The sequence below is a fragment of the Bombiscardovia apis genome, from assembly GCF_033095945.1.
GTDB lineage: Bacteria > Actinomycetota > Actinomycetes > Actinomycetales > Bifidobacteriaceae > Bombiscardovia > Bombiscardovia apis.
In genome coordinates this window covers 922,458-946,001 of record NZ_AP026800.1, presented here as the reverse complement: position 1 = coordinate 946,001, position 23,544 = coordinate 922,458, and the positions used below count along the sequence as shown (strand labels likewise).

General features: G+C 52.1%; 21 protein-coding genes and 2 tRNA genes. 4 read left to right on the top strand and 19 right to left on the bottom strand.

What is annotated here, in order from left to right; translation table 11 throughout:
• Nucleotides 1–137: 137 nt before the first annotated feature.
• From R8377_RS03620 to R8377_RS03555, 14 genes are all read right to left on the bottom strand, one after another.
• Nucleotides 138–213, bottom strand: a tRNA-Asn gene (locus tag R8377_RS03620).
• 109 nt (nt 214–322) lie between these two features.
• Complete coding sequence (locus R8377_RS03615) at nt 323–631, bottom strand: transcriptional regulator (RefSeq protein ID WP_317643614.1); 309 nt, start codon at nt 629–631, stop codon at nt 323–325.
• Complete coding sequence (locus R8377_RS03610; RefSeq protein ID WP_317643613.1) at nt 628–1,323, bottom strand: hypothetical protein; 696 nt, start codon at nt 1,321–1,323, stop codon at nt 628–630. The genes R8377_RS03615 and R8377_RS03610 overlap by 4 nt, the downstream gene beginning before the upstream one ends.
• Nucleotides 1,324–1,505: 182 nt before the next feature.
• The gene (gene tsaD, locus R8377_RS03605) at nt 1,506–2,549 is read right to left on the bottom strand and encodes a tRNA (adenosine(37)-N6)-threonylcarbamoyltransferase complex transferase subunit TsaD (protein ID WP_317643612.1); all 1,044 of its coding nucleotides are present in this window, start codon (nt 2,547–2,549) and stop codon (nt 1,506–1,508) included.
• Between the two features lie 90 nt (nt 2,550–2,639).
• The gene (gene rimI, locus R8377_RS03600) at nt 2,640–3,080 is read right to left on the bottom strand and encodes a ribosomal protein S18-alanine N-acetyltransferase (RefSeq protein WP_317643611.1); all 441 of its coding nucleotides are present in this window, start codon (nt 3,078–3,080) and stop codon (nt 2,640–2,642) included.
• Nucleotides 3,080–3,898, bottom strand: coding sequence for a tRNA (adenosine(37)-N6)-threonylcarbamoyltransferase complex dimerization subunit type 1 TsaB (tsaB, locus tag R8377_RS03595; protein WP_317643610.1), 819 nt, complete (start codon nt 3,896–3,898; stop codon nt 3,080–3,082). Before tsaB ends, rimI begins: the two co-directional genes overlap by 1 nt.
• The gene (tsaE, locus tag R8377_RS03590) at nt 3,882–4,502 is read right to left on the bottom strand and encodes a tRNA (adenosine(37)-N6)-threonylcarbamoyltransferase complex ATPase subunit type 1 TsaE (RefSeq protein ID WP_317643609.1); all 621 of its coding nucleotides are present in this window, start codon (nt 4,500–4,502) and stop codon (nt 3,882–3,884) included. Before tsaE ends, tsaB begins: the two co-directional genes overlap by 17 nt.
• A gap of 2 nt (nt 4,503–4,504) precedes the next feature.
• Nucleotides 4,505–5,485: a DNA polymerase III subunit delta gene (gene holA / locus R8377_RS03585; RefSeq protein WP_317643608.1), complete on the bottom strand. Its 981-nt coding sequence runs from the start codon at nt 5,483–5,485 to the stop codon at nt 4,505–4,507.
• A gap of 34 nt (nt 5,486–5,519) precedes the next feature.
• A complete protein-coding gene (locus R8377_RS03580) occupies nt 5,520–7,382 on the bottom strand; it encodes a ComEC/Rec2 family competence protein (RefSeq protein ID WP_317643607.1) in 1,863 nt (620 codons plus the stop codon).
• Between the two features lie 104 nt (nt 7,383–7,486).
• On the bottom strand, nt 7,487–8,218 hold the full coding sequence (locus tag R8377_RS03575; RefSeq protein ID WP_317643606.1) for a ComEA family DNA-binding protein: 732 nt from the start codon (nt 8,216–8,218) through the stop codon (nt 7,487–7,489).
• 73 nt (nt 8,219–8,291) lie between these two features.
• The gene (gene leuS / locus R8377_RS03570; protein ID WP_317643605.1) at nt 8,292–11,267 is read right to left on the bottom strand and encodes a leucine--tRNA ligase; all 2,976 of its coding nucleotides are present in this window, start codon (nt 11,265–11,267) and stop codon (nt 8,292–8,294) included.
• 73 nt (nt 11,268–11,340) lie between these two features.
• Nucleotides 11,341–12,210, bottom strand: coding sequence for a transporter substrate-binding domain-containing protein (locus tag R8377_RS03565; protein ID WP_317643603.1), 870 nt, complete (start codon nt 12,208–12,210; stop codon nt 11,341–11,343).
• Nucleotides 12,211–12,220: 10 nt separating this feature from the next.
• Nucleotides 12,221–13,171, bottom strand: a complete 951-nt coding sequence (locus tag R8377_RS03560; protein WP_317643688.1) for a magnesium transporter CorA family protein — start codon at nt 13,169–13,171, stop codon at nt 12,221–12,223.
• A gap of 282 nt (nt 13,172–13,453) precedes the next feature.
• Nucleotides 13,454–14,428, bottom strand: a complete 975-nt coding sequence (locus R8377_RS03555) for a D-2-hydroxyacid dehydrogenase (protein WP_317643602.1) — start codon at nt 14,426–14,428, stop codon at nt 13,454–13,456.
• Between the two features lie 234 nt (nt 14,429–14,662).
• Between R8377_RS03555 and R8377_RS03550 the strand changes: the two genes are divergently transcribed.
• From R8377_RS03550 to R8377_RS03535, 4 genes are all read left to right on the top strand, one after another.
• Nucleotides 14,663–14,735, top strand: a tRNA-Ala gene (locus tag R8377_RS03550).
• Between the two features lie 752 nt (nt 14,736–15,487).
• On the top strand, nt 15,488–15,922 hold the full coding sequence (locus tag R8377_RS03545) for a hypothetical protein (protein ID WP_317643601.1): 435 nt from the start codon (nt 15,488–15,490) through the stop codon (nt 15,920–15,922).
• Between the two features lie 228 nt (nt 15,923–16,150).
• The gene (locus tag R8377_RS03540; RefSeq protein WP_317643600.1) at nt 16,151–16,585 is read left to right on the top strand and encodes a hypothetical protein; all 435 of its coding nucleotides are present in this window, start codon (nt 16,151–16,153) and stop codon (nt 16,583–16,585) included.
• A gap of 262 nt (nt 16,586–16,847) precedes the next feature.
• On the top strand, nt 16,848–18,854 hold the full coding sequence (locus R8377_RS03535) for an AMP-dependent synthetase/ligase (protein ID WP_425605025.1): 2,007 nt from the start codon (nt 16,848–16,850) through the stop codon (nt 18,852–18,854).
• A gap of 49 nt (nt 18,855–18,903) precedes the next feature.
• Here the strand turns inward: R8377_RS03535 and era are convergent, their stop codons facing one another.
• From era to R8377_RS03510, 5 genes are all read right to left on the bottom strand, one after another.
• On the bottom strand, nt 18,904–19,905 hold the full coding sequence (gene era / locus R8377_RS03530) for a GTPase Era (protein ID WP_317643598.1): 1,002 nt from the start codon (nt 19,903–19,905) through the stop codon (nt 18,904–18,906).
• 96 nt (nt 19,906–20,001) lie between these two features.
• Nucleotides 20,002–21,381: a hemolysin family protein gene (locus R8377_RS03525; protein WP_317643597.1), complete on the bottom strand. Its 1,380-nt coding sequence runs from the start codon at nt 21,379–21,381 to the stop codon at nt 20,002–20,004.
• Between the two features lie 2 nt (nt 21,382–21,383).
• Complete coding sequence (gene ybeY, locus R8377_RS03520) at nt 21,384–21,938, bottom strand: rRNA maturation RNase YbeY (RefSeq protein ID WP_317643595.1); 555 nt, start codon at nt 21,936–21,938, stop codon at nt 21,384–21,386.
• Nucleotides 21,935–23,044, bottom strand: a complete 1,110-nt coding sequence (locus R8377_RS03515; protein ID WP_317643594.1) for a PhoH family protein — start codon at nt 23,042–23,044, stop codon at nt 21,935–21,937. Before R8377_RS03515 ends, ybeY begins: the two co-directional genes overlap by 4 nt.
• A 59-nt stretch (nt 23,045–23,103) precedes the next feature.
• A complete protein-coding gene (locus tag R8377_RS03510) occupies nt 23,104–23,466 on the bottom strand; it encodes a histidine triad nucleotide-binding protein (RefSeq protein WP_317643593.1) in 363 nt (120 codons plus the stop codon).
• Nucleotides 23,467–23,544 lie beyond the last annotated feature (78 nt).

Genomic DNA, 23,544 nt, shown 5'->3' with positions numbered 1-23,544 from the left:
CGACGTCTATGCCCTGTACTGAGCCTATTACAATTTGCCTTAAAAATCCCAATTTTCATCTGGTAAGTGATAGAAGTCACATCTTGGATTAGAAGAGTATAATACAAAAAATCCAGCACCTCACGGTACTGGATTTGTGGCTCCCGCGGCTGGGCTTGAACCAGCGACATTTCGATTAACAGTCGAACGCTCTGCCAACTGAGCTACGCGGGAATTCAGCGCGTCAGTAACAACTGAACACAATTTATATATGTTAGCGTGCGCCTACCATGTATGCAACTTGGCGTGTCGAGTAACCTTATTGCAGCCAACAACGCTAAGGCTAGACATTATTTTCATCCCCCTCTAGCAGGGTTTGCAAATTCGAAAGATAACTACGATATGCAGCCCTGCCCTGATCAGTAATAGTAAGATAGGTCGCAGGCTTACGCCCCTCGAAGGTCTTACTAATACTTACGTATCCAGCTTGCTCCAACTTTCCAGAGTGCACAGAAAGGTTGCCAGCGGTCATATCGAGCAGCTGCCGTAATTTCTCAAAAGATATTTCTTCACCCAAGCCTATGCGAGCTAGTACGGTCATGATACGCAAGCGCGAAGTGGCATGGATAACCGGATCGAGTTCCACGCTCATGATTTCAGACCTCCACGCCCCATAGCCTGCCGATAACTTCTAGTACTCAAATACGTAATCATAGCCAAAAATAGGAAGGAGCCTCCACCTAGCGCAGCCATGAGGACATAGCCCCGGCCGCTCGTTGCTTGTATCATGCAAACACTGAGCAGAAGCATAAAGACACCGCCAAGGAAAGCAGGCAAATCAAAATCAGTCAGCACACTGCCCATAATATATTCCAACCCCACAATAAAAGCTGCGACGCAGTTATATACTCGCCCGGCTTGAGCGTCGGAGATATTAAACTGATACACCATCTGTGTGCAAATGGTCATACCAACCCCGAAAGCGATCAGCCATGACCATCCGTATACAGCACCTTTAATCCGAGATTGGCCTCTCCAACCGGAGCTAGAGCGAATGCCAAAAATGGTAGAGAAGAGCACGCCACACAATAAGGCAGAAGCATATACAAGATATGCCCACATTTGAGGCTCCCCCTGCTGCCAAGATGACATCGCTAGGATAGCGTAGCCAATAAGCCAAACTAACCCCCAAACCACGTATATGGCCTGTGTGCCAGTTGCAAACATGGCGCTGACCCTCGTATTGTCCGCCCGGATTAGTTCCACGGCAGCCCGTGGATCTTCGATAGCCTCCGAGTCTGCAAGTATATTGCTTGTTTGTGCTGCCTGTTCATGATGCGCCATTATGCGAGTTCCCTTCTCTTGTCGTTTGTAAGAAACGTTACACTTTATACCCCTCACTAAAGTACTTTATACTATAAAGCTCTTTTTAACAACTCATCTTCTGTAGTGAATTACAAACACTCATGAAACTTAAGGAAAACGTTGATATTACCAAGAAATATAGGAAGCAAATAATAACAGTATTACATGCATATCTGGGAGAGTGGCATGGCGGAGTTGATGGGGAAGTCTAGGGCTGAGGGGCGCACTCCTGCCTCTACTAGGTTGGAGCCCAGCATAGCTACCATTGCGCCATTGTCGGTGCAGAGTTGGCGCTGGGGTATGCGCACTTCGATTCCGCGCTCCTTGCCCGTAGCGACTAGCTTGTCGCGCAGCTGAGAGTTGGCCGTAAAGCCGCCGCCCACAATCAGAGTGCTTGAACCGTATAAATCACATGCCGCCATAGCCTTATTAGTCAGAACTGAGGCAACCGAATCAGCCAAGGATGCGCAGACATCATCAACAGGAACGGGCTGGCCCTGAGCCTGCAACCCCTCAACCCAGCGAGCTACCGCAGTCTTGACTCCTGAGAAGCTGAAGTCGTAAGGATGCTGGGCCCCCGCCTTGCCCTGAGTCAGCCCTTGCGGCACACGAATAGCGTGAGGGTCTCCGGCCTGAGCGTGTTTATCAATATGAGGACCGCCCGGGTAGGGGAAGCCGAGAATGCGCGCGATTTTATCGAAGCACTCCCCTGCTGCATCGTCTAAAGTTGTGCCGACAACATCGATCTTGCGGGCCACATCTTGCACGTGCAGCAAAGACGTGTGGCCTCCAGAGACGATGAGCGCCAAAGTATCTTGCGGGAAGGCGCCGAACTGGAGCTGAGTAACGGCGATGTGACCGATAACGTGGTTGATGCCATATATGGGCTTGTTGGCCGCCAAGGCCAAGGACTTAGCTCCCGAAACGCCTACCGCCAGGCAGCCAGCCAGACCGGGGCCAGCCGAAACGGCAATAGCATCAACGTCTGCTATATCCATGTTGGCATCGGCGAGCGCCTGCGAGACTACCGGCACGAAAGCCTCAGCATGGGCCCTTGAGGCGATTTCTGGGATAACTCCCCCGTATCGGGCGTGCTCGTTCATAGAGGACGCTACGACGTTGGAAATGAGGCTATGACCGCATACGACAGCGGCTGCGGTTTCATCGCAGGTTGATTCAATACCTAGAACTACTGGTGCACTCATTATCGAATCCTCTTTCTTCATCATACAAAACGATCATCTCGCTCTTCACCCGGCAGTTGTGGTAGCAAGTTACCACTCTCGTTCAGTTGTCTAGTCGCTGAGTTGAAGTGCCATCGTGTAGGCGTCGATTCCCTCTGGCTGATAGTAGCGTTTGCGCAATCCTAATCGCTCAAAGCCGAACCTGGTATACATTGCTATAGCCGGCTCGTTGTCAACGCGTACTTCGAGTAGCATGCGCCGGGCTCCTTGGTTTTTGGCGCGTGCTATGAGCGCTGTAAGCAGAGTCGAGCCCAAAGCTTGCTGCCGGTATTGCTCAAGCACCCCTATTGTCATGAGTTCTGCGTCTTCACCGTCGTACCAAAAGCCTGCATAAGCACGGATTTGCCCTTGAAATTCGTCGGCCAGATAGGTGCGTGCCGGAGCTTGTAATTCTTGCCGCAGCATTCCTGGCGTCCATGCATCTGCTGCAAAAACTTCTCGCTCTAAGTCAGCGAGCGCGTCCACATCTGCGAGTTCTACCTCTCGTAGCATCAGGCGCTCACCACATGTTTGCGCGGATTGGGCACAGAAACGTCGGGCCGACGCAAGTATAGGGGTTCTACGGAGCGCCCATCGCGGTTTGAACGAGCGCAATCAATAAAGCATTGGACGCCTTGCTCGCCGTGGTCCAGGAGCGAGTCTTCTTGAATGAGGGCGGGGCAGTCCAATTGTTTCCAACTCTCTGCGTATTTTTCAACTCCCCGCCCGGTGACTACGAGTTGATAGTCGAGGCCTAGATGCTGCTCCTGCCATTGGGAGCAAGCTTGATTAATTCGTTCTGCGATGTGGTCTGGATAGTCAATATCCATCTCGGTTAGGGGGCGCGCTCCTGCCTTAGTTTCCTCCTGCCCACCTTCTTCGAAGAGTTGGAAGTAAAGCTGGCGGCGGCGAGCATCATTGACTGCCAAGGTCAGCCGTTGAGCAGTCTTGGTTGAGGCGCGTTCTTGTACTGCTGCCTCTTCGAAACACTTATATGACCAGGCTGCTTGAGCACTCAAAATGTCTTGCCCAATCAGTTGCGCCCCGGTTGCGAAAGCGAGTGCTTTAGCTGCCACGATGCCGGTACGTAATCCCGTAAATGGTGCTGGACCAACTCCAACGATGACGGTGGAGATGCTGCTTGCTTCGATTGCGGCTTCGGTGAGGAGCCGTTGAATGCTGGGCTGGAGCAGTTCTACATGCTGGCGAGAATCCTGCTCGGTGATGACCGGCGCATGGTCGAGGGCAACAGTGAGCCCGTAAGAGGTGTCGATAAGGAGCGTGCGGCCTTGCTGACTGCCGCCGGCCTGGTGCTCACTGTGAGTGTTCATGTGATATCGCCTTCCTTAAGCGCTCCATCCTTGGTATCCAAGAAGAGCCTACCGCATGGATTGTCACTATCCGCTGCCCCTGACTGCTGAGCTCGCTTGCAGACAGGGAAGCTGAATCATCTCCTAGGCTCACGCTTCTATCTATGGTGACTTCTAAACGTTCTTGGGCAAAAGCTGAGGCCATCTGCTGGCCCCATTCCATCAGGACCACCGTATGCTCACCCGGGTCTTCTAGGGCTTCATCGAGTCCTAGGGATTCAAGCTCGTCGAGGAGCCTACCCACGCTTGCCTGCCCTGGCTCATATTCGACAGAGCCTAGGCGATAGGCGTCGACGTGGACCAGCCGCAAGGGTTTTCCGTCTGCACCCCTGCCTTGCAATTCGCGGGCGATGGTAAAGGTTGGAGACACGATGGGCCCATCTACTGCCAAACCCTTGCCCAAGCCCTGTGACAAAGTGGTTTTGCCGGCTCCTAAAGGCCCGGACAAGACCAGTACGTCTCCTCCCTGCACGACGCTGGCAAGCGCAGATCCGATGTGCCGCATACGCTCGGCTGTAGGAGCACTAACTTCCATGGTATTGTCGGCTTCCATACTGCCTGCCATACCTACTCCTGTCGTCCTTTACGTGCAATCAAAGAAATAGCTCGTTCTAGAGCGTACACCGAATCTCCGCCCACGCCCTTGCGCTGCTCGTCTGCCTGAGCTAAAGCCTCAATCGCCGCAGCTAAGCCTGCCGATGTCCATCCTCGCAGTTGACGGCGGGCAGTACGCACTTGCCAAGGCGGTGCCCCCACCTGACCCATAGTTATTTTGCCAGCATCTAAGGCTGAAACCAGAGCCAACACGCGAGTCTTAAAAGTAAGTGTGCCCACCATGGTTAGCACATCTACGCCTTGTTCAAGAGCTTGGCGCATAGCCACAATAGCTTGCGAACCCTTGCCATCGATAGCTAAATCAGCCACCTTGAAACCGCTGGCTTGAGGATTATCAGTCAAGTATTGGTCAACCACTTCCAATGGAATGGGGTCGACATCGAAATCGAAACATAGCTGCTCGCACATAGCAGCCAGCTCGTCAACACGCTCACCAAGGACACTGACCAGCATCTGTGCGGCTTGGGGATCTACCCGCCTACCGTAATGTTGGAACTCGCTTAACACGAAGGAAACTTTGGAATCAGCGCTCTTCAAATCTGGCACAGACTCTTGATTCGCTCCTGCTTTAGCTAGGTCGGTGAGGAGCCGCTTGCCTTTATTGCCGCCGCTATGTTGGCAGATGAGCATGCTTGAATTGGCTGGATCTGCCGTGGCTTCCTTGCAAAAGGCAAGAATAGCCTTGGCCAAAGCTTCTTTAGCATCTTCCAAATGGTCCAACACTACAATAGCGCTTGCAGACAGCAGAGAAGGGCTGACGGCTTCTTGGAAACTATAAGCATCAGCACTGCTAGCATCTAGGTCAATCGTGTCCACGTCGGGGCGTGAGGCCTGAGCTGCATGAGTGAACCGGCTCACCATACGCTCGCGCAGTAAAGCATTACCGCCAGCCACTATCGTGACCGGTGCTAGGGTGGGCTGAACTTGTGTCATAGTGCTAATCTCTCCCAATCGGTGGACAAGAATCCTAGCCGAGCTTGCTGTAGCGGCTGGGAGCAGAAGTGACCAGGCTCCAAGATTCCTGCCACCACAATCTTATGCGATGCCATAAGGTCTTCGTATACGGTTCGCCACCTGCCAGCAAGACTAAGTCATCTTGCCCAGCGAAAGCAGGATCTTTTTGCAACCTCGACCATTGAGACCACCAGCGAAGAGCGCAAACCCAAGCCACGGCAGCGAGCTCTATGACGAGCACTGCGCAAGCGCCAAAAATGCCTGCCGGCCAGGGCAGAACGCTCGCAGACGAACCTCCCATCCACGATGCCACAAGAAACATCACTTGCGTACCCCAAGATGCGACTTGCGCTAAAAGCAAGGCCACGGGAGGAAATAGCCAGGCAATCGAGAGAGCACATAGGCCAAAGATAGTAGCAATATCTACAAACGGTGAAACAAGCAGATTCGCTAATGGAGACAATACCGGCAGTTGCGCCGACATCAGCACTTGGATAGGTAAGGTTGCCCCCTGAGCTAAGAGAGTCATAGCAAGAGGTTGGGCCAGCATTGTCGGCATATAGCGCTCAAGCCTGGCTGAAAGCAAGGCAGAGCCCATAGTGATGCCTAAAACCGCAGCGCACGAAAGCGCAAAACCAAATGAGCGCGCCATTGCAGGACTGAAAAGAAGAACGGCAAGAGTAGTCCACGACAGCACACTCACCGACTGCGACTTGCGCCCACTGACCGAAACGAGCGCTGCGCCGATGCCCATAACCTGCGCCCGAAGCACCGAATCAGACGGATACATAGCTTGGGCCAAAGCGCAAAAGCTGAGCGTGAGCACACCGGCATGGGCCCATTTGGGCGCTCGCACCGCATTGAGAAGACAACGAAGACAGCTGCCAATGAGTAAGAAATGACTGCCTGAAACTGCCATGAGATGCATAATGCCAGCACGCTTAAAATCATCTTTCATAGTAGTGGCATAAGCAGGATCAATGCCACCAGACTCTGCCTGAGAGCCAGCGCCGTGCTCCGCCACAAAAGACTCCTGCCCCATAACGCCCAGAGTAAGACCGGGCACCAACACTCTGCCCTGGTCACTTAAAGCCCGAGTAACCTGTAAAAAAGACGTTTGCATATTGCCAATAGTTGCGCTCAACCAATTCGGTTGCCTCAAGAGTCGCACTGAGCTGTGATGTGTCCCTGCACTCACCGAAGGCTTGGACTGGGGCAAAGTCAGCCACAAGCTACTGGCTCCGAACGTTGCAAAGCTAACTTTTGCCTGAACCTGGTAACAGCCACCTTGCACAAATACGCAATCGCTTCGAGCTGCGTGCAAGCGTGCCCGAGCGCTGCTTGGAGCGAGCACACCCAAAGCACTGATGGAATCGATGCGCACATCTACCCTGCAAGCATATCCCCTGCGCTCGGAGGCCATCATCGGAGTCAATACGCGAACGTTTGCGCTGTCCGAAGGCGTTCCTGCAGCTGCTAAGCGCGTGGCAGTGTCAGACTCCTGAATCAGCGAAGTACTACATGCAGCAGTGGCAGTCGCGAGCGCCAAGCAAAGCATGGCCAATACATAGGGACCCCAATACGGTAACCAGATGCGCAGTCTTCGCAGCCAAAAGCAATGGCGGGCAGAGAACTTACGATAGCCCTCCCCAGAGCGTTTCACTATTTGGTAGCAAAAGACGAGAGCTCCCACAGCCACAAGACCCGCCAGAGCAAGCGCCCACAGGTCTATCAGGCTAGGAGCTTGCACCGCTTCTCCCCTTGCCTTCGCTGTACGAGCAGCTGCGGAGGGGCTCATATTGCTGTCGAAATATTCTTGCATACACCAGCTGCTGGCCCATGCCACCAGAGCAAAAGGCAGCATGCGAAAGTCCATACTTCCCTTCTCACAAAAGGCATAGCGCTCCGGACCGAACTCTAAGTTTTGCGGACCCTGGTTTCGCCTACGGTGTGGGTCGCGCTGAAGATTCAACGATAGTCTCATTGGACCACCAGGCTTGACTTAAGTTTGTCTAAAGTCTTACTGCCGATGCCCTGAACCTCAAGAAGCTGGTCAACGGAGGTGAAGGCGCCGATTTTCGTGCGATATTCCACTATTCGCTTGGCCATGACCGGGCCAATGCCCTTTACAGACTCTAACTGGCTAGCATCAGCGCTATTGAGATTGACCACGCCAGCGGGGAGAGTAGGAGGATTCGCGGCCGGTGGCGCTGACTCAGGACTTGGCGGGCCACTACCCGGGTTCTGACTTACTTTCCCTCTTTCAGTAGTAGTACGAGCTAGCGAATCAGCATGGCCCCCCGAATCCTTGCTTTGCCTTGTCGAGATGTGAACGCCAGTTTGCCCTGCCTGCGAGAGATTACTGGCCTGCTGCACCAGCAAGGTAAGACTTGCACACAAGGCGATAGTCAAAATGAGAATAATGAGCATTGCATGGCCTGGTTGCACCATTATTCGAGGGCGTTTGCGCGCATTGCCACTAGCAAGGTCCGGCACTCGCCCTATCTGGTCAGAGGAGCGCACTCCCGCAAGTGCCACCAAAGCTGTATGCCCACTTTGAGAGGCTTGAGCCAGGCTCGCGGGCGGTGCTTGTAGTTTGGACCTTGGCTGAGCGGGAGGGTTCGGTGGATGCTGCGGATGCTCGCTAGTGAGCGCTCGCAGACGAGGCATGGTCGAATCCGGCCTGGGCGGTTGCGGTAAAGATTTCGTCATACCTGCCATTGTGGCGCAAAAAAGCCCGCCCAGCTAGGCTGAACGGGCAATGTGGTCGAATGTGCGAAAAGCCTTATTCTGCGGGCACTACCGACACAATTCTGGGCGCTTTCACAATCACCTTGCGAGGATCTTTACCTCCCAAACGCTCTTGCACTGCCGGGATGGCGAGCGCCAAGGCCTGAAGCTCGTCGGCTGAAATATCTGGACTCACCTCAAGCTTGCCGCGCAGCTTGCCCTTGACCTGCACTACCGCAGTCACGGTCTCTTGGCTCAAGTAGCTTTCGTCATAGGTTGGCCATGGGGCGTGGGCAAGCGAATCCTCGTGGCCCAGCTTGCTCCATAATTCCTCACTAATATGCGGGGCAATCGGTGCCAGCATCAAAACGAGCGGTTCAATTGCCGAGCGAGGCACTTCTTCCATACCGGTGAGGTGATTATTCAAGACAATGAGCTTGGAGATGGCCGTGTTGGGGCGCATGCCTTCCATCTCGTCGGTCACGTCGTGAATAGTGCGGTTGAGCAGTTTCAGCGTTTCTTCATCTGGCTCAACATCGCTCACCCGAACTTGGCCGGTGTTCTCGTCGATGACATTGCGCCATAGACGCTGCAAGAAGCGCATGCCTCCGATGACGTTGCGCGTGTTCCAAGGGCGAGACTCAGCCAATGGCCCCATGCTCATTTCGTAGAGGCGGAAGGTGTCTGCTCCGTAAGTGGCGTACATATCGTCTGGCGTGATGATGTTTTTCAGACTCTTGCCCATCTTGCCGAACTCGCGGTTCACGCTCTCGCCCTGCCAGGTGTAAACGGTCTGGCCGTCTTCCTCATGAGACTCAACTTCGGCTGCCGGCACATACTGGCCGCGCTCGTCGGTATAAGCGTAGGCCTGAATCATGCCCTGATTAAAGAGGCGGTGGAATGGCTCGACCGAAGAGACGTAGCCCAAATCGTAGAGGACCTTGTGCCAGAAGCGAGCGTAGAGCAAGTGCAAAACTGCGTGTTCAACGCCGCCCACATACAGGTCAACGCCACCAGATTTGCCGGCGCTCGCGTTGTGGTTGGGGCCCAGCCAGTAGTCGTATTCGTCTGGATCGACCATGTGCTGGCCGTCGCCGGGGTTGATGTATCGCATGTAGTACCAGCAGGAGCCAGCCCAGTTGGGCATGGTGTTGGTATCGCGATAGTATGTTTGCTCACCATCTCCCAAATCCATCGTAACCTCAACCCAATCTTGATTGCGGCTCAATGGCGCTTCTGGATTGGACTCAGCATCGTTAGGATCAAAGGTCTTCGGGCTGTAGTCAGGCACCTCTGGGAGTTTGACCGGCAGCTGGCTGTCGGGAATCAGGTGCGGCAAGCCGTCCTTATCGTAGACCACTGGGAAGGGCTCACCCCAGTAGCGCTGACGAGAGAAGAGCCAGTCGCGCAGGCGGTAGGAAGTCTTGCCCTGACCAACCCCTGCCTTTTCCAACCAGTCCGTTGCCTTTTCGATAGCGTCGTCGACCCGCAGACCGTCTAAGCTCAAAGCATCGCCGCTAGTATAGGTACTTTCCACGTCTGAATTGACCACGATACCGTCGTGAGAGACGAATGGGGCCTTGCCCCGGTAGTCCTCGAGGCTTTCGCCCGACTCAGGCAGCGGCTGAACTGTGTAGATGACCGGCAGCTCGAACTTCATAGCGAAATCGTAATCTCGCTGATCGCCACCGGGCACTGCCATAATGGCGCCAGTACCGTAATCCATCAAGACATATTCGGCAGTAAATACGGGAATCTTCGCGCCGGTAATGGGATTGACAGCAAACAGACCGGTAAAGAGGCCAGTTTTTTCGCCAGCTGCATCAACTCGGTCTTGGGCAGTCTTAGCTTCAGCAGCCTTTCGATAGGCTTGTACGGCCTCAACTGGCGAGCTATAGCCACCCTTCCAGCTCTGCGGGATATCGCTTGGCCAAGTAGCCGGCACATGGCGCAAGAGGGCATGTTCAGGAGACACAACGGTGAAGGTCGCGCCAAAGAGCGTATCAGGGCGGGTGGTATAGACTTCCATGTCTTGAGGACTATCGCCACCCTCAACTTGGAAGTGGACCGAAGCGCCGTGGGATTCACCAATCCAGTTGCGCTGCATGAGCTTGACCTTGTCGGGCCAATCCAAAATATCCAAGTCTTCAATAAGACGATGCCCATAAGCAGTGATGCGCATAGACCATTGCTTGAGTTCGCGCTGGAAAACCGGATAGTTACCACGCTCGGAGCGACCCTCAGCTGTGACCTCTTCGTTGGCCAAAACCGTGCCCAAGCCTGGGCACCAGTTGACCGGAGACTTAGAAATGTAAGCCAAGCGGAACTCGTTAATAATGTCAGAGCGCTCGGCCTTGCTTAAGCTGGACCAGCTAGCTTCTTCGTGCTCATGGCCGGGAATGGGCTTGGAACCATCAGCAAACTTTGCTTCCAACTCGGTAATTGGACGAGCCGAACCCTGCCCACCATCGCGACGCCGGTAATCCGGGTCATACCAGGAGTCGTAAATCTGCGAGAAAATCCACTGGGTCCAACGGATGTAATTGTTGTCGATGGTGGCAAAACTGCGGCGATCGTCGAAACTCAAACCCATACGGTGGAGCTGCCAACGCATGTTTTCAATATTTTGCTCGGTGGTGACGCGCGGGTGCTGGCCGGTCTGCACTGCAAACTGCTCAGCGGGCAGGCCGAAAGCATCGTAGCCCATAGCGTGCAAGACATTCTCGCCCTTCATGCGATGGTAGCGAGAAACCACGTCGGTGGCGATATAGCCCAGCGGATGGCCCACGTGTAAGCCCTTGCCCGAAGGATAGGGGAACATATCAATAACGAAATAGGGGGAAGCACCGTTCGCATGCTCGCCCTTACCATTGGTCAGCTCGCCCTTGGCATTGGCGGCCCAGAAGGTGCCCTCATGCTCCCATTTGTCTTGCCACTTGTTCTCGATGGTCTGCGCCATCTCGGCATTGTAGCGGTACTCGGGCTCACTGGGTAGGCTGTACTCTTGGGTACTCGTTTCATTCTCGCTCATACGCTGCATTATCCCTATTTAGGTGGACACCAGCACAAGAACGTCCAACTAGTGGACATTACTCGGTTTAGATTCAGCGCTGGGCTTGTGACAAGCTACCATCCAAAGCCGGCGGACGCAGCTGTGAGGGGCTGAGTTTGAAGTCAATACTGCGTGCAGCATCCTTTACTGCGCGTTCCCAAGAGCCATCTTTTATCATAGCTTCAAGCGCATCGTTAATCTGTGCCACCAAAGTCGGCTGACCATGCCGGACCGCTACCCCGTATTTCTCAACTGAGAATGGGGCGCCGACTACGGCTAGCTGACCGCCTCCTGAAACTTTGGACAGTCCGCTCAGGGCAATGTCGTCTGCACTCACGGCATCGGCTTGGCCACTTAGTAAAGCTGTAATACACACTGCGATGCGCTCTCGCTCATCAACTTGAACCTGAGGGTCATGCTGACGAATCACACTGGCCGATGTTGAACCCTGTGCTGTGCAGACACGCTCGGATCCCAAGTCTTCGACCCGATTGATGTGCTTGCCAGCTTTGCGCACCAGCAAATCCTGCCCGGCTTCAAAATATGGCCCAGCAAAGTCAACCTGACTCTGGCGCTCTGCCGTAATGGAATAACTTCCCACAATCATGTCAACCGTACCGTCGGTCAGCATGCTTTCCCTATTGGAAGGCTCAACGCTGTGCCAAACAATCTCCGAGGGCACGAAGCCGAGCTCGTGAACAATATAGCGAGCGACTTCCACATCTAAGCCCGTATATTGGCCTGACTGCACAAAACCTAAACCTGGCTCGTCTGTTGCAACGCCCACGTGAATCTTGGGGCCGATAGCGCTTACATCGTAATTTGCGGCAGTCTCGCCACAGCCTGCCAGAACCACACTGAGCGCAGCTGCCGTCAGTGACGCAGCTAACTTTCGTACACCCAGCCCCAGCAAGTTTTTCATGCCCATCGCCTCACTTGAACAACTTCGAACGAGTGAGGAACCAAGTTACCACGCCGGTCAACACGGTTGAAACTACCACAACAGCTACGAATCCCCAAGGTTTGTCAGTGAGAGGCATGCCAAACATGCCGTTTTGGAAATTCATACCATACATCGAGAAAATCAGTGTTGGCACCGCCAGTGAAATTGAGATAATCGTAAAAATACGCATGACGTTGTTCACGTTGTTAGACACAATGGAGCCGAAAGCGTCAGTCATGCCTGAGAGAACTGAAGAATAAATGTTCGCCATCTCGATAGCCTGCTTATTTTCAGTAATGACGTCGTCGAGCAGATCTTCATCGTCAGGATATTGCTTGATGCGGTCTAAATTTGTGAGTTTCTCCAACACAATTTCGTTTGACTTCAAACTGGTTGCAAAGTAGACCAAGGCCTTGCTCAATTCAAGCAGCATCAGAATTTCACGGTTTTGCATCGAATAGCGCAGCTTGAGCTCGAGCTTATCGGATTCGCGGTCGATGATGCGCAGGTATCGCAGGTACATAGTGGCGTTGCGGTATAGGATTTGCAAGATGAAACGCGACTTCATAAAAGTGTTGAAACCGCGGATAGTGCCCTCCATGAAGGGATGTAGCAAAACCGTGTCGTGCATGCAGACCGTTATGATTTGGTCTTCGGTCACAATAATGGAGAGAGGAATCGTCTCGTAAAAGTCACGCCCGTCGCGCTCTTCAACAGTAGGGATATCCACGATGATCATCGTGTAGTTGTCTTCTACGTCTACACGGCTTCGTTCTTCGTCATCAAGAGGAGCGCGCAAATCAGCTAAATCCACGCCGGTATCTTGCGCCACATTTGCGAGTTCCACGTCGGTTGGTTCAGATAAACAAGTCCATGAACCTTTTTGGGCAGCTGGTATCTGCTCAATTTGCCCGTTCATGGTGCTGAAAATTCTCATCATCGCCATCACCGCCTCTCGCTCAACAACCACGACCTTCACGATTGCTTTCGGTGCGCCGGTTTGCAGCTCATACGAGCCTGTCTGAACCAGCTATTGTACAAACCAGAACTGAATCGGCGCAACTTTTAGGAGTCGGCACAAGCAGATTTTGGCCTAACTCTCTCAGGATAGTCTGCCCATGGACTTCGACACGTCGAATATCGATACTCGTGAGCAAGAATACGCTCTTCCGCACTTACTCGACCGGCGGCTCTCACTGTCAGCATGGGGCTTGGGAGGGTCTTATTGGACTCGATTGATTAAGTCTTTCCCTGCTAAGAACCGCTCTAAGTTGCTCTCTACAATGTCAATAACTTTGGCATGGCTTGAGGGCAGACTAGCTCCTCCGGCTACGTGTGGGGTAATCAAGCATCGATCTTGAGCCCATAGTGGATGGTCGGCTGGTAGAGGCTCGGGATCGCTCACATCTAAGCCAACGCCCCACAAATGCCCCGAGGCCAATACGCGAGCTAGCGCCGCGCAGTCAACCGCATCTCCCCGACCTGCGTTAATAAGAATGGCCCGCTCCTTCATAGCTTGCAGGCGTTGTTCGTTCATCAGGTAATGAGTATCGGCAGCGGCAGGTAGGGCCAGTGCAACGACATCTGCTTGAGGTAGGAGTTGGTCCAGATCCTCGAAGCTATGCATATCGTCAATGCTGGGTGCACTACGCTCAGGGTTGCGCCGTACTCCTACAGTGTGAGCACCAACATTGTGAGCTAGCTGGGCAAAGTGCGAACCTATATCTCCGGTGCCAAGCACTAGTACCGTCGACTCGCTTGGAGTTAGCGTCTGACCTAAGGGTTTCCATTGCTTGCGGTCCTGTAAATCTCTATATTCGGGCAGATGTTTCATCAGCGCCCACATCATTGCGAACATATGTTCCGAAACTGCTTTCCCATAGGCGCCAGAAGCGCCCGTGAGCTTCACCTGAGGCCCCAGAACTCCCGGCTTTTGGTAGGCATTGACGCCCGCTGATTCCGTTTGCAACCACTGCAAATTCGAACACTTGGCGATATCTGCGGGCGGCAGGTTGCCCAACACTATGTTTACCCGCTCATGCCAGTCCTTCGGCAAAGTCTCCAAACCCTCTTGGTCCGGCGTGATGAACCATTGCTGGGCGCCCTGCGCCAAGTCAATAAAGCGCTCGCGCTCCCCCTCTTCCATAGGCAAAGCATTCACTATGCAGACTTGCTCATTCTTTTCCACGACATCCATACGCCAAACTCCTTCGCCAACTTGCATTACAACTACTTACTAGCCCTAGCAGTACTACCACTTCTTAGTTTTATCCTAGCCGCCCGCAACAATTGAGTTCTCAGCAAAGCCCTACCGACTCAAGCAATAGCACGAGCTCAGCGCACCAGAGCCAGCACTATAGATTTTGCTCGGCGACACACTGACTTGCAAACTCCAGCCGATTTGGTGTAAGCTATTCGAGGTTCAAGAAACGGGGCTATGGCGCAGCTGGTAGCGCGTCTCCATGGCATGGAGAAGGTCAGGGGTTCGAACCCCCTTAGCTCCACAAATAACCCGGAATCGTTGAGAAATCAGCACTTCCGGGTTTTTGCTTACGAATTGCAAAATCTTCTGAATATGTAGTAAGTAACGCAAAAGCAACTAACGTTGGCCCTAATCTATGCCTCAACATTGATCATATACCAAACAAAGAAAACTCACTGGTATGGCGATACGCACTACTTCCATATATTCTTAGAGATTACTTTAGCTGCATGTTTTATCCATGCCCCAGCACGGATTACCATATGCTACTTTCTTTTACACCTCAAACAAAATTTATAATAAAAATCAGGGTTGAACTGTTTAAGCAGAGGTAAAGTATTTACTTATTTACAGCATTACTTGACTTAACAATTCACTAATGAAATACTCATACAACCGCTATTGTTGTCACATGTGTCAGCTTCTCTCAAAAAGATAAAGTTTCCGCATTCCCATTCCTGTTGCAGAACACGGATGCATACCAACACTGAGAGTTAACACCATAAATCAGCGCTGTCGTAAAGTGTTTACTCCCAGCTTTATTTCATTAACTAGGAATTGCAACACGTATCGTTGTTACAAATATTGTTGATTATCACTGAGGAAAACTGGTCATGAACAAAGTAAGTCAGACAATCGCCGCCATGATTGCATTAGCACCCCATCATTACCTTTTCTCAGCGTTTTTCTAACCGAATCACCGTTGTAAGAAAGAATCACGATTGCTCAAAGCTTGAGAGTCCTTTTGTGGATTTTCCTTTAAAGGTAGAGAATATGGACCATTTTTCCAAAGAAATACAAGATGAGATTACACAATTACAGAACTTTGTTGCTCATCTTGAGAGCAAATTGGACAGCATGCAACAATTATTAATGTCATTTGCAGTTTCAACACAGTTTAGGAAAGATCAACCATACGAAGCCTTTCTAGCTCGGTACATGATTACAGGAGATGAAAAGAAACTTGCAGTTTCTGTGATAGACACTGTTTTATGTCGAGCCGAAGGCAGGACACTTCCGCCAATACCATCAGAGTTACGTAAAAACTCGATTATGGAGGAAGCATACGTTGATAAACCTATCGTTGCCTCTGAAGCAATTCATGTAATAGGCAGGGTTTTTGATAGCGAAGACCTCGGACGTAAAATTCTTGCGGCATATAAAGCCACAGGAACATCACCGAGGGCTTTTGAGATACTCAACCTATGATGTAGTACCTCATTAATGGAATGGGGCGCTAATCCTAATTAGCCTCCCCATTCCATTTAGAGGGATTATACGAATGAATAACTTTTACTAGTTGCAGTTCGGATATTTTCGTTCTCACTCTTTCTACATTGTGCCCCTTTTACTTCTCAGCATTGTATTACAGCGATTGTCTATTGTAAGTAGGAACTTCGCCGTACGAAAGAGAATACGAAGAAAGTGATTACTCTCATGTGCAAAACCGAGGAAGCAGCAAAAAAAGAGATTAGCCGTCTACGGTCTTCCGCCATAAATCTTGAGAAACAAGTGGAAACAATGAATGAGCTCTTAAAATCTTTTGCTGTTGCGGCAGAGTTCAAAGTTAATCAACCATACGAAGCTCTTCTTGCTCAACATATGATTACAGGAGATGTAAGAGACTTCATGTTTGCTTTAATATTGGTAATTCTATGCAGGGCAGAGGGTAATCCACTCCAACGGTTAAGGCCCGATATGTATGAGAATGCCATTATTCAACAAGCTTATATAGACAAGCCAATAACAAGAGATGAAGCTATTCGTCTTATGGGAGAATACTTCAACAATGAGGATTTAGGATATCAAGTCCTTTTAGCATATAAAAATGCCGGTTTTGCTCCCGAAGCTTTTAAACAACTTGGCATGTGAATACATAGAGCAAGATTCACACATTATCAGCTTCTGTTTACCCTCTTAGCGAGGTATAAGATATGGCGTCAAAGCATGCTTAACATTAGCGGGTAACACCGATAAGCTCGATTGATGTATTTAGATTTAGTAGTGTCGCATTCACGATTTGCTTAATCATAAAGTTTAAATGCACACTCAGTTGTAAGTGAAATGCGCTAACACGGCGAATCTCCACGAGGCAGGCTAGGCTTAGGGTATCAAATTGCGGTAAGGAGCACAGGTGGCATTGTTGAATTCTATTAAGAACTACGCTGCGAAAATGGCTGAGCACGCAGGAAAGACGGACCACCAGCAGGACGCTGCTGAGGAGAGCGGTCAAAACTTCGCCGGCCAGCAAGCAGACATCGCTTTGCCCAACACGCACGACTGGGCCAACGGGTACCCAACTACTACCTTCATCGACGAAGCTTCCGGCCTACTCACTGCGAGCACTGAAGGTGCGGGCTCAATCCCCGACGACATGACCGTATACACCTTATACAAGGACCGAGCAGAGCGCACACCTGACTCTCCTATGCTGCACTTCCGCAAGGACGGCGAATGGGTCTATCGCACAGGGCGCGAAGTGTTGAGCGACATCCGCCAGACCGCCAAAGGCCTGATTCATTCCGGCTTCAAAAAAGGCGATACTGTCGCATTCATGTGCCAAACCTCGTATGAGTGGGATATCGTAGACGCCGCAGTATTGGCTATTGGCGGCGTTATCGCTACTATTTACGACACGGACTCTGCTGAGCAGATTCGCCTTATCGTCAATAATTCCGACGCTCGTTTGCTGATAGTGCAAACCAAGCAAATGCGAGAAAAAGCCGATGGAGCAATCGAAGAATGCCCCAGCTTGGAGCGCATTTCTTGCCTTGAGACCGGCGCTTTAGAAGAGCTTCAAGCATACGGCAAGTCCATAAGCGACGAGGAGCTTGATGCCCGAATCGCCGAGGTAAAGAAGAGCGACCTGTGCTCAATTGTTTATACGTCTGGCTCAACAGCAGCACCCAAGGGCGTTGAGATGACCCACGAGCACTATTGCACCCTAGCTCGCAACCTCACGTCGTTCATTCCTAATTTGACCGACGATGAAAACGGCTCCATTCTGCTCTTCCTACCCCAGGCCCACACTTTTGCCCGAGCCATCTCTTACGGTGTTATTTCCGCTTCCATGCAGGTATACATCTCCAAGGGCTTGAAGACCTTGCTCTCAGATTTGCAGGAGTCGAAGCCCACTGTTGTTATAGGCGTGCCGCGAGTATTTGAGAAGATTTACAATGCCGCAACGCAGAAGGCAGGCCACGGAGCCAAGGGCGTGGTCTTCGCGCAGGCTGCTGAGGCTGCCCGCTCTTACATGAACGATATTGCTTTGCGCGGCAAGCCAACTGCGAAGAATGCTCTGCGTCGAGCTGCCTTCGATCCTATTGTTTACTCTTCCTTGCGAGAAGTCTTGGGCGGCCGCGCCAAGTGGATCGTCTCCGGCGGCGCTCCCCTAGACCACAACCTGCTCAGCTTCTTCCGCGGTGCCAATATTCCTGTATACGAGGGCTATGGTCTCACTGAAACTACTGCACCTTGTGCTTTCTGCCCACTTGGCACACCATACCGGGCCGGTTCGGTAGGCATTCCCTTCCCCGGATTTTCCGTTCGCATCGCACACGACGGCGAGATTCAAGTCAAGGGCACTTGCGTCTTCCATCACTACCACAAGAATCCCGAGGCTACTGCTGCCGCCTTTACTTCTGACGGCTGGTATGGCACTGGTGACTTAGGTCGACTCAGCAACGATGGTTTCTTATACATTACCGGGCGCAAGAAGGATCTCATCATCACGGCCGGCGGCAAGAACGTCTCCCCGCGCCCCATTGAGGAGATTATCGAGCGCTCCCCCATCGTCTCCCAGGCACTCATTTTGGGAGATAAGAAACCCTTTATTTCTGCGCTAGTAACCTTAGACGAGGAATCGCTGCGCTCTTGGCTGGAAGCTGAAGGACTTGACGCTTCTATGCCCATAGAAGAGGCCGTGCAAAATGCAGTAGTGCGCGCTGAGGTTCAAGAGTATGTTGATAAGGCGAACGAGGGTGTTTCACGAGCTGAGTCTGTGCGCAAGTTCATCATCGTGCCTGAAGAATTCTCTCAGGAGAATGGTCTGATGACGCCTTCTATGAAGGTCATCCGACCCAAGGTTATTCAGCACTACTCAGACTTGCTCAACGCTCAGATGTATACACCTAAAAAATAAGCGACCAGTCGAGTTCAACTCAACCAGTCGCTAGGCGATCTCACGCAGCTTAGAAGCCCAAACGCTGAAGCTGCTTGGGGTCGCCTTGCCAGTTCTTGGCCACTTTGACGTGTAGGTCAAGCTTGGCTTTGGTTCCCAGAACTTGGTTAATACGGGTACGCAACTTCTTCTTCACCTGCACTAGGTGCTCAGCCCCGCGGCCAATGATAATCGGCTTTTGGGAGTCGCGCTCAACATAAATAGAAACGCGCACCAGAGCCTTGTTGCTATTGGATTCGGGGGTGTAACCATCTGCTCCCGGCATTTCAATATCGTCGACAACAACTGCCAATGAATGAGGCAGTTCATCGTCTAACTCTTCTAAGAAAGCTCCACGAATAAGCTCAGCAATCGTGTCTTCTGGCGCCTCTTCGCTCACCTGCTCTTCAGGATACATCTGTGGCCCCTGAGGCATAGCATCGATTAGGACCTGCTTGACTTCGTTAAGGTTGTCACCTTCTAGGGCGCTTACAGGAACGATGTCGGAGAAATCAGCAAAAGTGGTTATCTCAATCAACTTAGCCATGAGCTCTTTGTGGCTGAGTTCGTCAATCTTGGTCACTACGGCAATGAGTGGCAGCTTCCACTTCCAGCTATCTTCGGACTCCTTGACGGCAAAGTCTTGACGAAGGCGGCTTAAAATTCGGCGATCGCCAGGGCCGATTTCCTGATCTGCTGGCAGCAGGAAAGCGATAGCGTCCACTTGTGAGAGGGAATCCTGCACAATATCGTTGAGCCTCTGGCCCAGCAAGGTTTTAGGCTTGTGAATACCTGGGGTATCTACCAAAACGATTTGCGATGAAGGAGTGGTCATAATACCGCGTATGGCCTTACGGGTGGTCTCAGGACGAGACGAAGCGATAGCTATCTGCCGACCTACTAATGCGTTAATAAGCGTAGATTTACCGACGTTGGGGCGGCCCACCACGGCGATGAAGCCTGAACGATATGCCTGATTGGGCTGCTCGCTGGCGGGATTTGCGGCTGATTCGGTGGAATCCACTGTACTCATATTCTGCTCTCTGTAGGGAAGACAACTACCCGAGGATGGCTGCTTTCAAAACGCTAACAGCTGCTACCTCTTCCATTAGCATACCGCGCGGGCAGGCTAGGCTGATTCACGCGCGCCTTCCTTCGCTAGTTCTTCTGGTGCTTCATACTGACTTGCTGGCTCAACAATAATAGTGGCTATTTTCTTGCGCCTACCGGCAGCGTCAGCCGCTGTTAAGCGCAAACCACGAGTAACCGCGCTCGAACCAACGATAGGCACAGAGCCGAGGAGCTTCGTAAGCAGACCATAGACGGTATCAACATCGTCTTCATCAATGTCTATCTCAAAGAGCTCTTCCAACTCAGCAATGGGAGTACGCGCAGGCAATTTCCATTCATGCTCCCCTACTTGCTGTGGCTGCTCATGCTGAATACGGTCATGCTCGTCTTCCAACTCGCCCACAATCTGCTCAATGGCATCTTCGATAGTGACCATGCCCGCAATACCGCCATACTCATCAACGACAACAGCGACATGGTGGCGGGTCTTTTGCATGTAGTGAAAGAGATCGTCGACAGGCTTGGACTCAGGAACTAATACAGCTTCACGCGCCAGGGGGGCAACGACACGGCCCTCGGAATCGGGGTCAAAAGCGATGGAACGGACAACGTCTTTTAAGTAGAGCACACCTTTCAAATCATCCACGTCGTCGCCAATAACGGGAATACGCGAAAATCCTGAACGCGAGAAAAGTTTGAGAGCCGAAGACAGGGTCGTTTCATCGCTGATGCAAATCATATCGGTTCTAGGAACCATGATTTCTCGGGTAAGCGTAGTCGAGAGTGTTAAGACGTTGTCGAGCATTTCGGAAATTTCCGGATCAAATGCGCCAGCTTCCACCAGCTGGTCAACCATGGCGCGCCCTTGCTCAATTTGCAGTTTTTCGAGCTCTTCGTCGTCGGACAAATCACTATCTCGTCCAGACTTAGCCATCATTTCTGAACGGGAAGAGCGTGCGAAAGGAGTCAGTTTTACTGCAAAAGACACCACTTTGACATGCTTGAGCATGATGTCTAGGGGTTTGCGTGCACCATTGACCCGGGGTCGAATCTTTACTGATACAAAAGCTACAATAAATGCAAACACCAAGCCAATGACTAAATCTGACCATTCAGGCAGGTCAAAGAGGCTGGCCAGGCAGGCAACGAGCACGCCGGTAAAGATGTTGGATGTAACGCGGAAGAAAGCGCAGGAACCGGTTGTTGCATGGCGGTCAATGATGAGCGATTGGACCTTATGGACCTTGTCAATGCGCTTCATGCGAGAGAACTGGCTGAGCTCATTGTCAGTTTGTAAGCCCAAAATCAGATTGTTGAGACTGGAACGAGTCACGCGAGATACGGCGCTTTCTGCCGCAGCCATCACTAGAGAAAGCCAGATAAGTAGCAGGGTCGCTAAACTTAAGCTCACTGCAATCAGTATGGTTTGTGTGCCCATTACTACTCTCCTCCCCTCTTAGTATCTTTGCGGCTGCTCTGCTCACTCTCATAAAGAGCTAGGGCATCGGGCGCATCTTGAGGCAACTGGGCTTGATCGATTGAGCCCGGCCGCTGAGCTAAGAAGGTGAGCAAAAGCTGGCGTTGCAGGCCAAACATCTGCCGCTCCTGCATGGCCGATGTATGGTCGTATCCCAGCAGGTGAAGGCTGCCGTGAATGGTAAGCAGGAGCATCTCTTCCATAGTGGAATGCCCAGCTGATTGAGCCTGCTGTTGGGCCACCCACGGGCAGATGACAATGTCTCCGAGGATGCCTTCGGGCAAATTCCGGCCGTCTCCAGGGCGAAGCTCGTCCATGGGAAAACTCATCACATCTGTGGGGCCTTGCAAACCCATCCAGCGCTCGTGCAGCACTGCCATGGGCTCGGGATCGTTAAAAATGATGGTCATGTCTGACTGAGTGCTGACGCGCATCTGGTCTAAAACCCACAACCCTAGGTCAGAGAAAATCTTAGGTTCGATAACCCACTGTGTCTCGTTGGTAACTTCGATACTCATGCTCGCCCTGCTGCTCCCCGTCGTGTTCCTGCGTGCTTGCCTTTGTCTTGGGGCTCGGAAAACTTGTCGTAGGCGTCGACAATTCGACCGACTAGTTGGTGACGGACCACATCGCCAGCTCCCAAGTGCACGAAAGCGATGTCTTCGATATTGCCAAGGATTTGCTCGATAGTTACTAGACCCGAAGCAGGCAGGCCCAAGTCCACCTGCGTTACGTCGCCGGTAATGACCATCGTAGTGTTGAATCCGAGGCGGGTCAGAAACATCTTCATCTGCTGCCGGGTAGTATTTTGCGCTTCGTCTAAGATAACAAATGCATCGTTGAGGGTGCGGCCGCGCATGTAGGCTAAGGGCGCTACTTCAATGGCACCATTTTCCATAAAGTGGTGCATCCGCTCGGGGCCGAGCATATCAGAGAGCGCATCGTATAGTGGGCGCAGGTAAGGATCGACCTTTTCGTTGAGACTGCCGGGCAAAAATCCTAAGTTTTCGCCAGCTTCAACTGCTGGTCGTGTAAGGATAATCTTACTGACTTGACGCGAACGGAAGGCCTGCACTGCCTTAGCCACGGCTAGATAGGTTTTGCCTGTGCCTGCTGGACCAATTCCGAAAGTAATAGTGTGAGAATTGATAGCGGAAACGTATGTGTTCTGCCCCCTCGTTTTGGGGCGTACTGGGCGCCCGGCAGCATAGGCCAACACTCCAGGAAGCTTGGGGTTGCCACTGGGTTCGATGGAGTCTTCTTCGATGATTTCGCGTGGTACCCGCCTATCCTGGCGAGAAGGCAGACTCAGCTTGGGCTCTTTTACCTTGACCGGCTCCCATTGCCCGATGCGCCCCTGATCAAGCAGATGCTCGACTGCTTGCGTATCTACGGGCCCGTTGTATGCCAAATCAATCACAGTTGACAGCAATTCCTGAGCTTGAACTGCCTGCCCGTCGCCTTCTTTCGATGCGGCCTGTATGCGAATCTGATTGCCGCGAACAAAGAAACTCACCTGAGGAAAAGCCTGCTCAATCCGGCGCAGAACCGCATCGGACGGCCCCAGTACGAGGACCGGTTGGAGGTCAGCAGGGATGCTCATAACGCGTGTAGTAGTAGCCAACGAAACCTTTACTGTTTGTGTATTAAATCTTGCGAATAGGGTGTTTGGTATTGCAGCGCTTAATCAGCCATCGGAATAGATGCCGTCTTCGAGCCTGCAAGCACATGGCCGTGAGCATGGAACACTGACTGACCGGCTTGCTCACCCGTGTTGAAGATGAGCCGGAACTGGCCATCAGCTTTATCTTGCGCAATCTGCTGGGCAACCTCTACCATGTGCGCGAGAAGCTCATGATCGCTGGCAGCTACCTGTGCAACGTTGGCATAATGGTGTTTGGGAACGACCAGCACATGGACTTCAGCCTTGGGTTCTATGTCGTTAAAGGCATAAACCATGTCGTCTTCAAAGACCTTGCTAGAAGGCACTTGACCGTCGATAATCTTGCAGAAAAGGCAGTCCTCTACCCTAGCAGCTTCACTCATGAGCACTCCTTGCTTGTTCCGACCCAACGCTATGCATCTATCTTATGTGGGGAACCGGATAAGATTGGGCCTGCACGC

Bases quoted from the DNA above. Each gene is read 5' to 3' on its own strand.
- R8377_RS03615 (WP_317643614.1), bottom strand. From the start codon at position 631: ATGAGCGTGGAACTCGATCCGGTTATCCATGCCACTTCGCGCTTGCGT.
- R8377_RS03610 (WP_317643613.1), bottom strand. From the start codon at position 1,323: ATGGCGCATCATGAACAGGCAGCACAAACAAGCAATATACTTGCAGAC.
- tsaD (WP_317643612.1), bottom strand. From the start codon at position 2,549: ATGAGTGCACCAGTAGTTCTAGGTATTGAATCAACCTGCGATGAAACC.
- rimI (WP_317643611.1), bottom strand. From the start codon at position 3,080: ATGCTACGAGAGGTAGAACTCGCAGATGTGGACGCGCTCGCTGACTTA.
- tsaB (WP_317643610.1), bottom strand. From the start codon at position 3,898: ATGAACACTCACAGTGAGCACCAGGCCGGCGGCAGTCAGCAAGGCCGC.
- tsaE (WP_317643609.1), bottom strand. From the start codon at position 4,502: ATGGCAGGCAGTATGGAAGCCGACAATACCATGGAAGTTAGTGCTCCT.
- holA (WP_317643608.1), bottom strand. From the start codon at position 5,485: ATGACACAAGTTCAGCCCACCCTAGCACCGGTCACGATAGTGGCTGGC.
- R8377_RS03580 (WP_317643607.1), bottom strand. From the start codon at position 7,382: ATGGACTTTCGCATGCTGCCTTTTGCTCTGGTGGCATGGGCCAGCAGC.
- R8377_RS03575 (WP_317643606.1), bottom strand. From the start codon at position 8,218: ATGACGAAATCTTTACCGCAACCGCCCAGGCCGGATTCGACCATGCCT.
- leuS (WP_317643605.1), bottom strand. From the start codon at position 11,267: ATGAGCGAGAATGAAACGAGTACCCAAGAGTACAGCCTACCCAGTGAG.
- R8377_RS03565 (WP_317643603.1), bottom strand. From the start codon at position 12,210: ATGAAAAACTTGCTGGGGCTGGGTGTACGAAAGTTAGCTGCGTCACTG.
- R8377_RS03560 (WP_317643688.1), bottom strand. From the start codon at position 13,171: ATGATGAGAATTTTCAGCACCATGAACGGGCAAATTGAGCAGATACCA.
- R8377_RS03555 (WP_317643602.1), bottom strand. From the start codon at position 14,428: ATGGATGTCGTGGAAAAGAATGAGCAAGTCTGCATAGTGAATGCTTTG.
- R8377_RS03545 (WP_317643601.1), top strand. From the start codon at position 15,488: ATGGACCATTTTTCCAAAGAAATACAAGATGAGATTACACAATTACAG.
- R8377_RS03540 (WP_317643600.1), top strand. From the start codon at position 16,151: ATGTGCAAAACCGAGGAAGCAGCAAAAAAAGAGATTAGCCGTCTACGG.
- era (WP_317643598.1), bottom strand. From the start codon at position 19,905: ATGAGTACAGTGGATTCCACCGAATCAGCCGCAAATCCCGCCAGCGAG.
- R8377_RS03525 (WP_317643597.1), bottom strand. From the start codon at position 21,381: ATGGGCACACAAACCATACTGATTGCAGTGAGCTTAAGTTTAGCGACC.
- ybeY (WP_317643595.1), bottom strand. From the start codon at position 21,938: ATGAGTATCGAAGTTACCAACGAGACACAGTGGGTTATCGAACCTAAG.
- R8377_RS03510 (WP_317643593.1), bottom strand. From the start codon at position 23,466: ATGAGTGAAGCTGCTAGGGTAGAGGACTGCCTTTTCTGCAAGATTATC.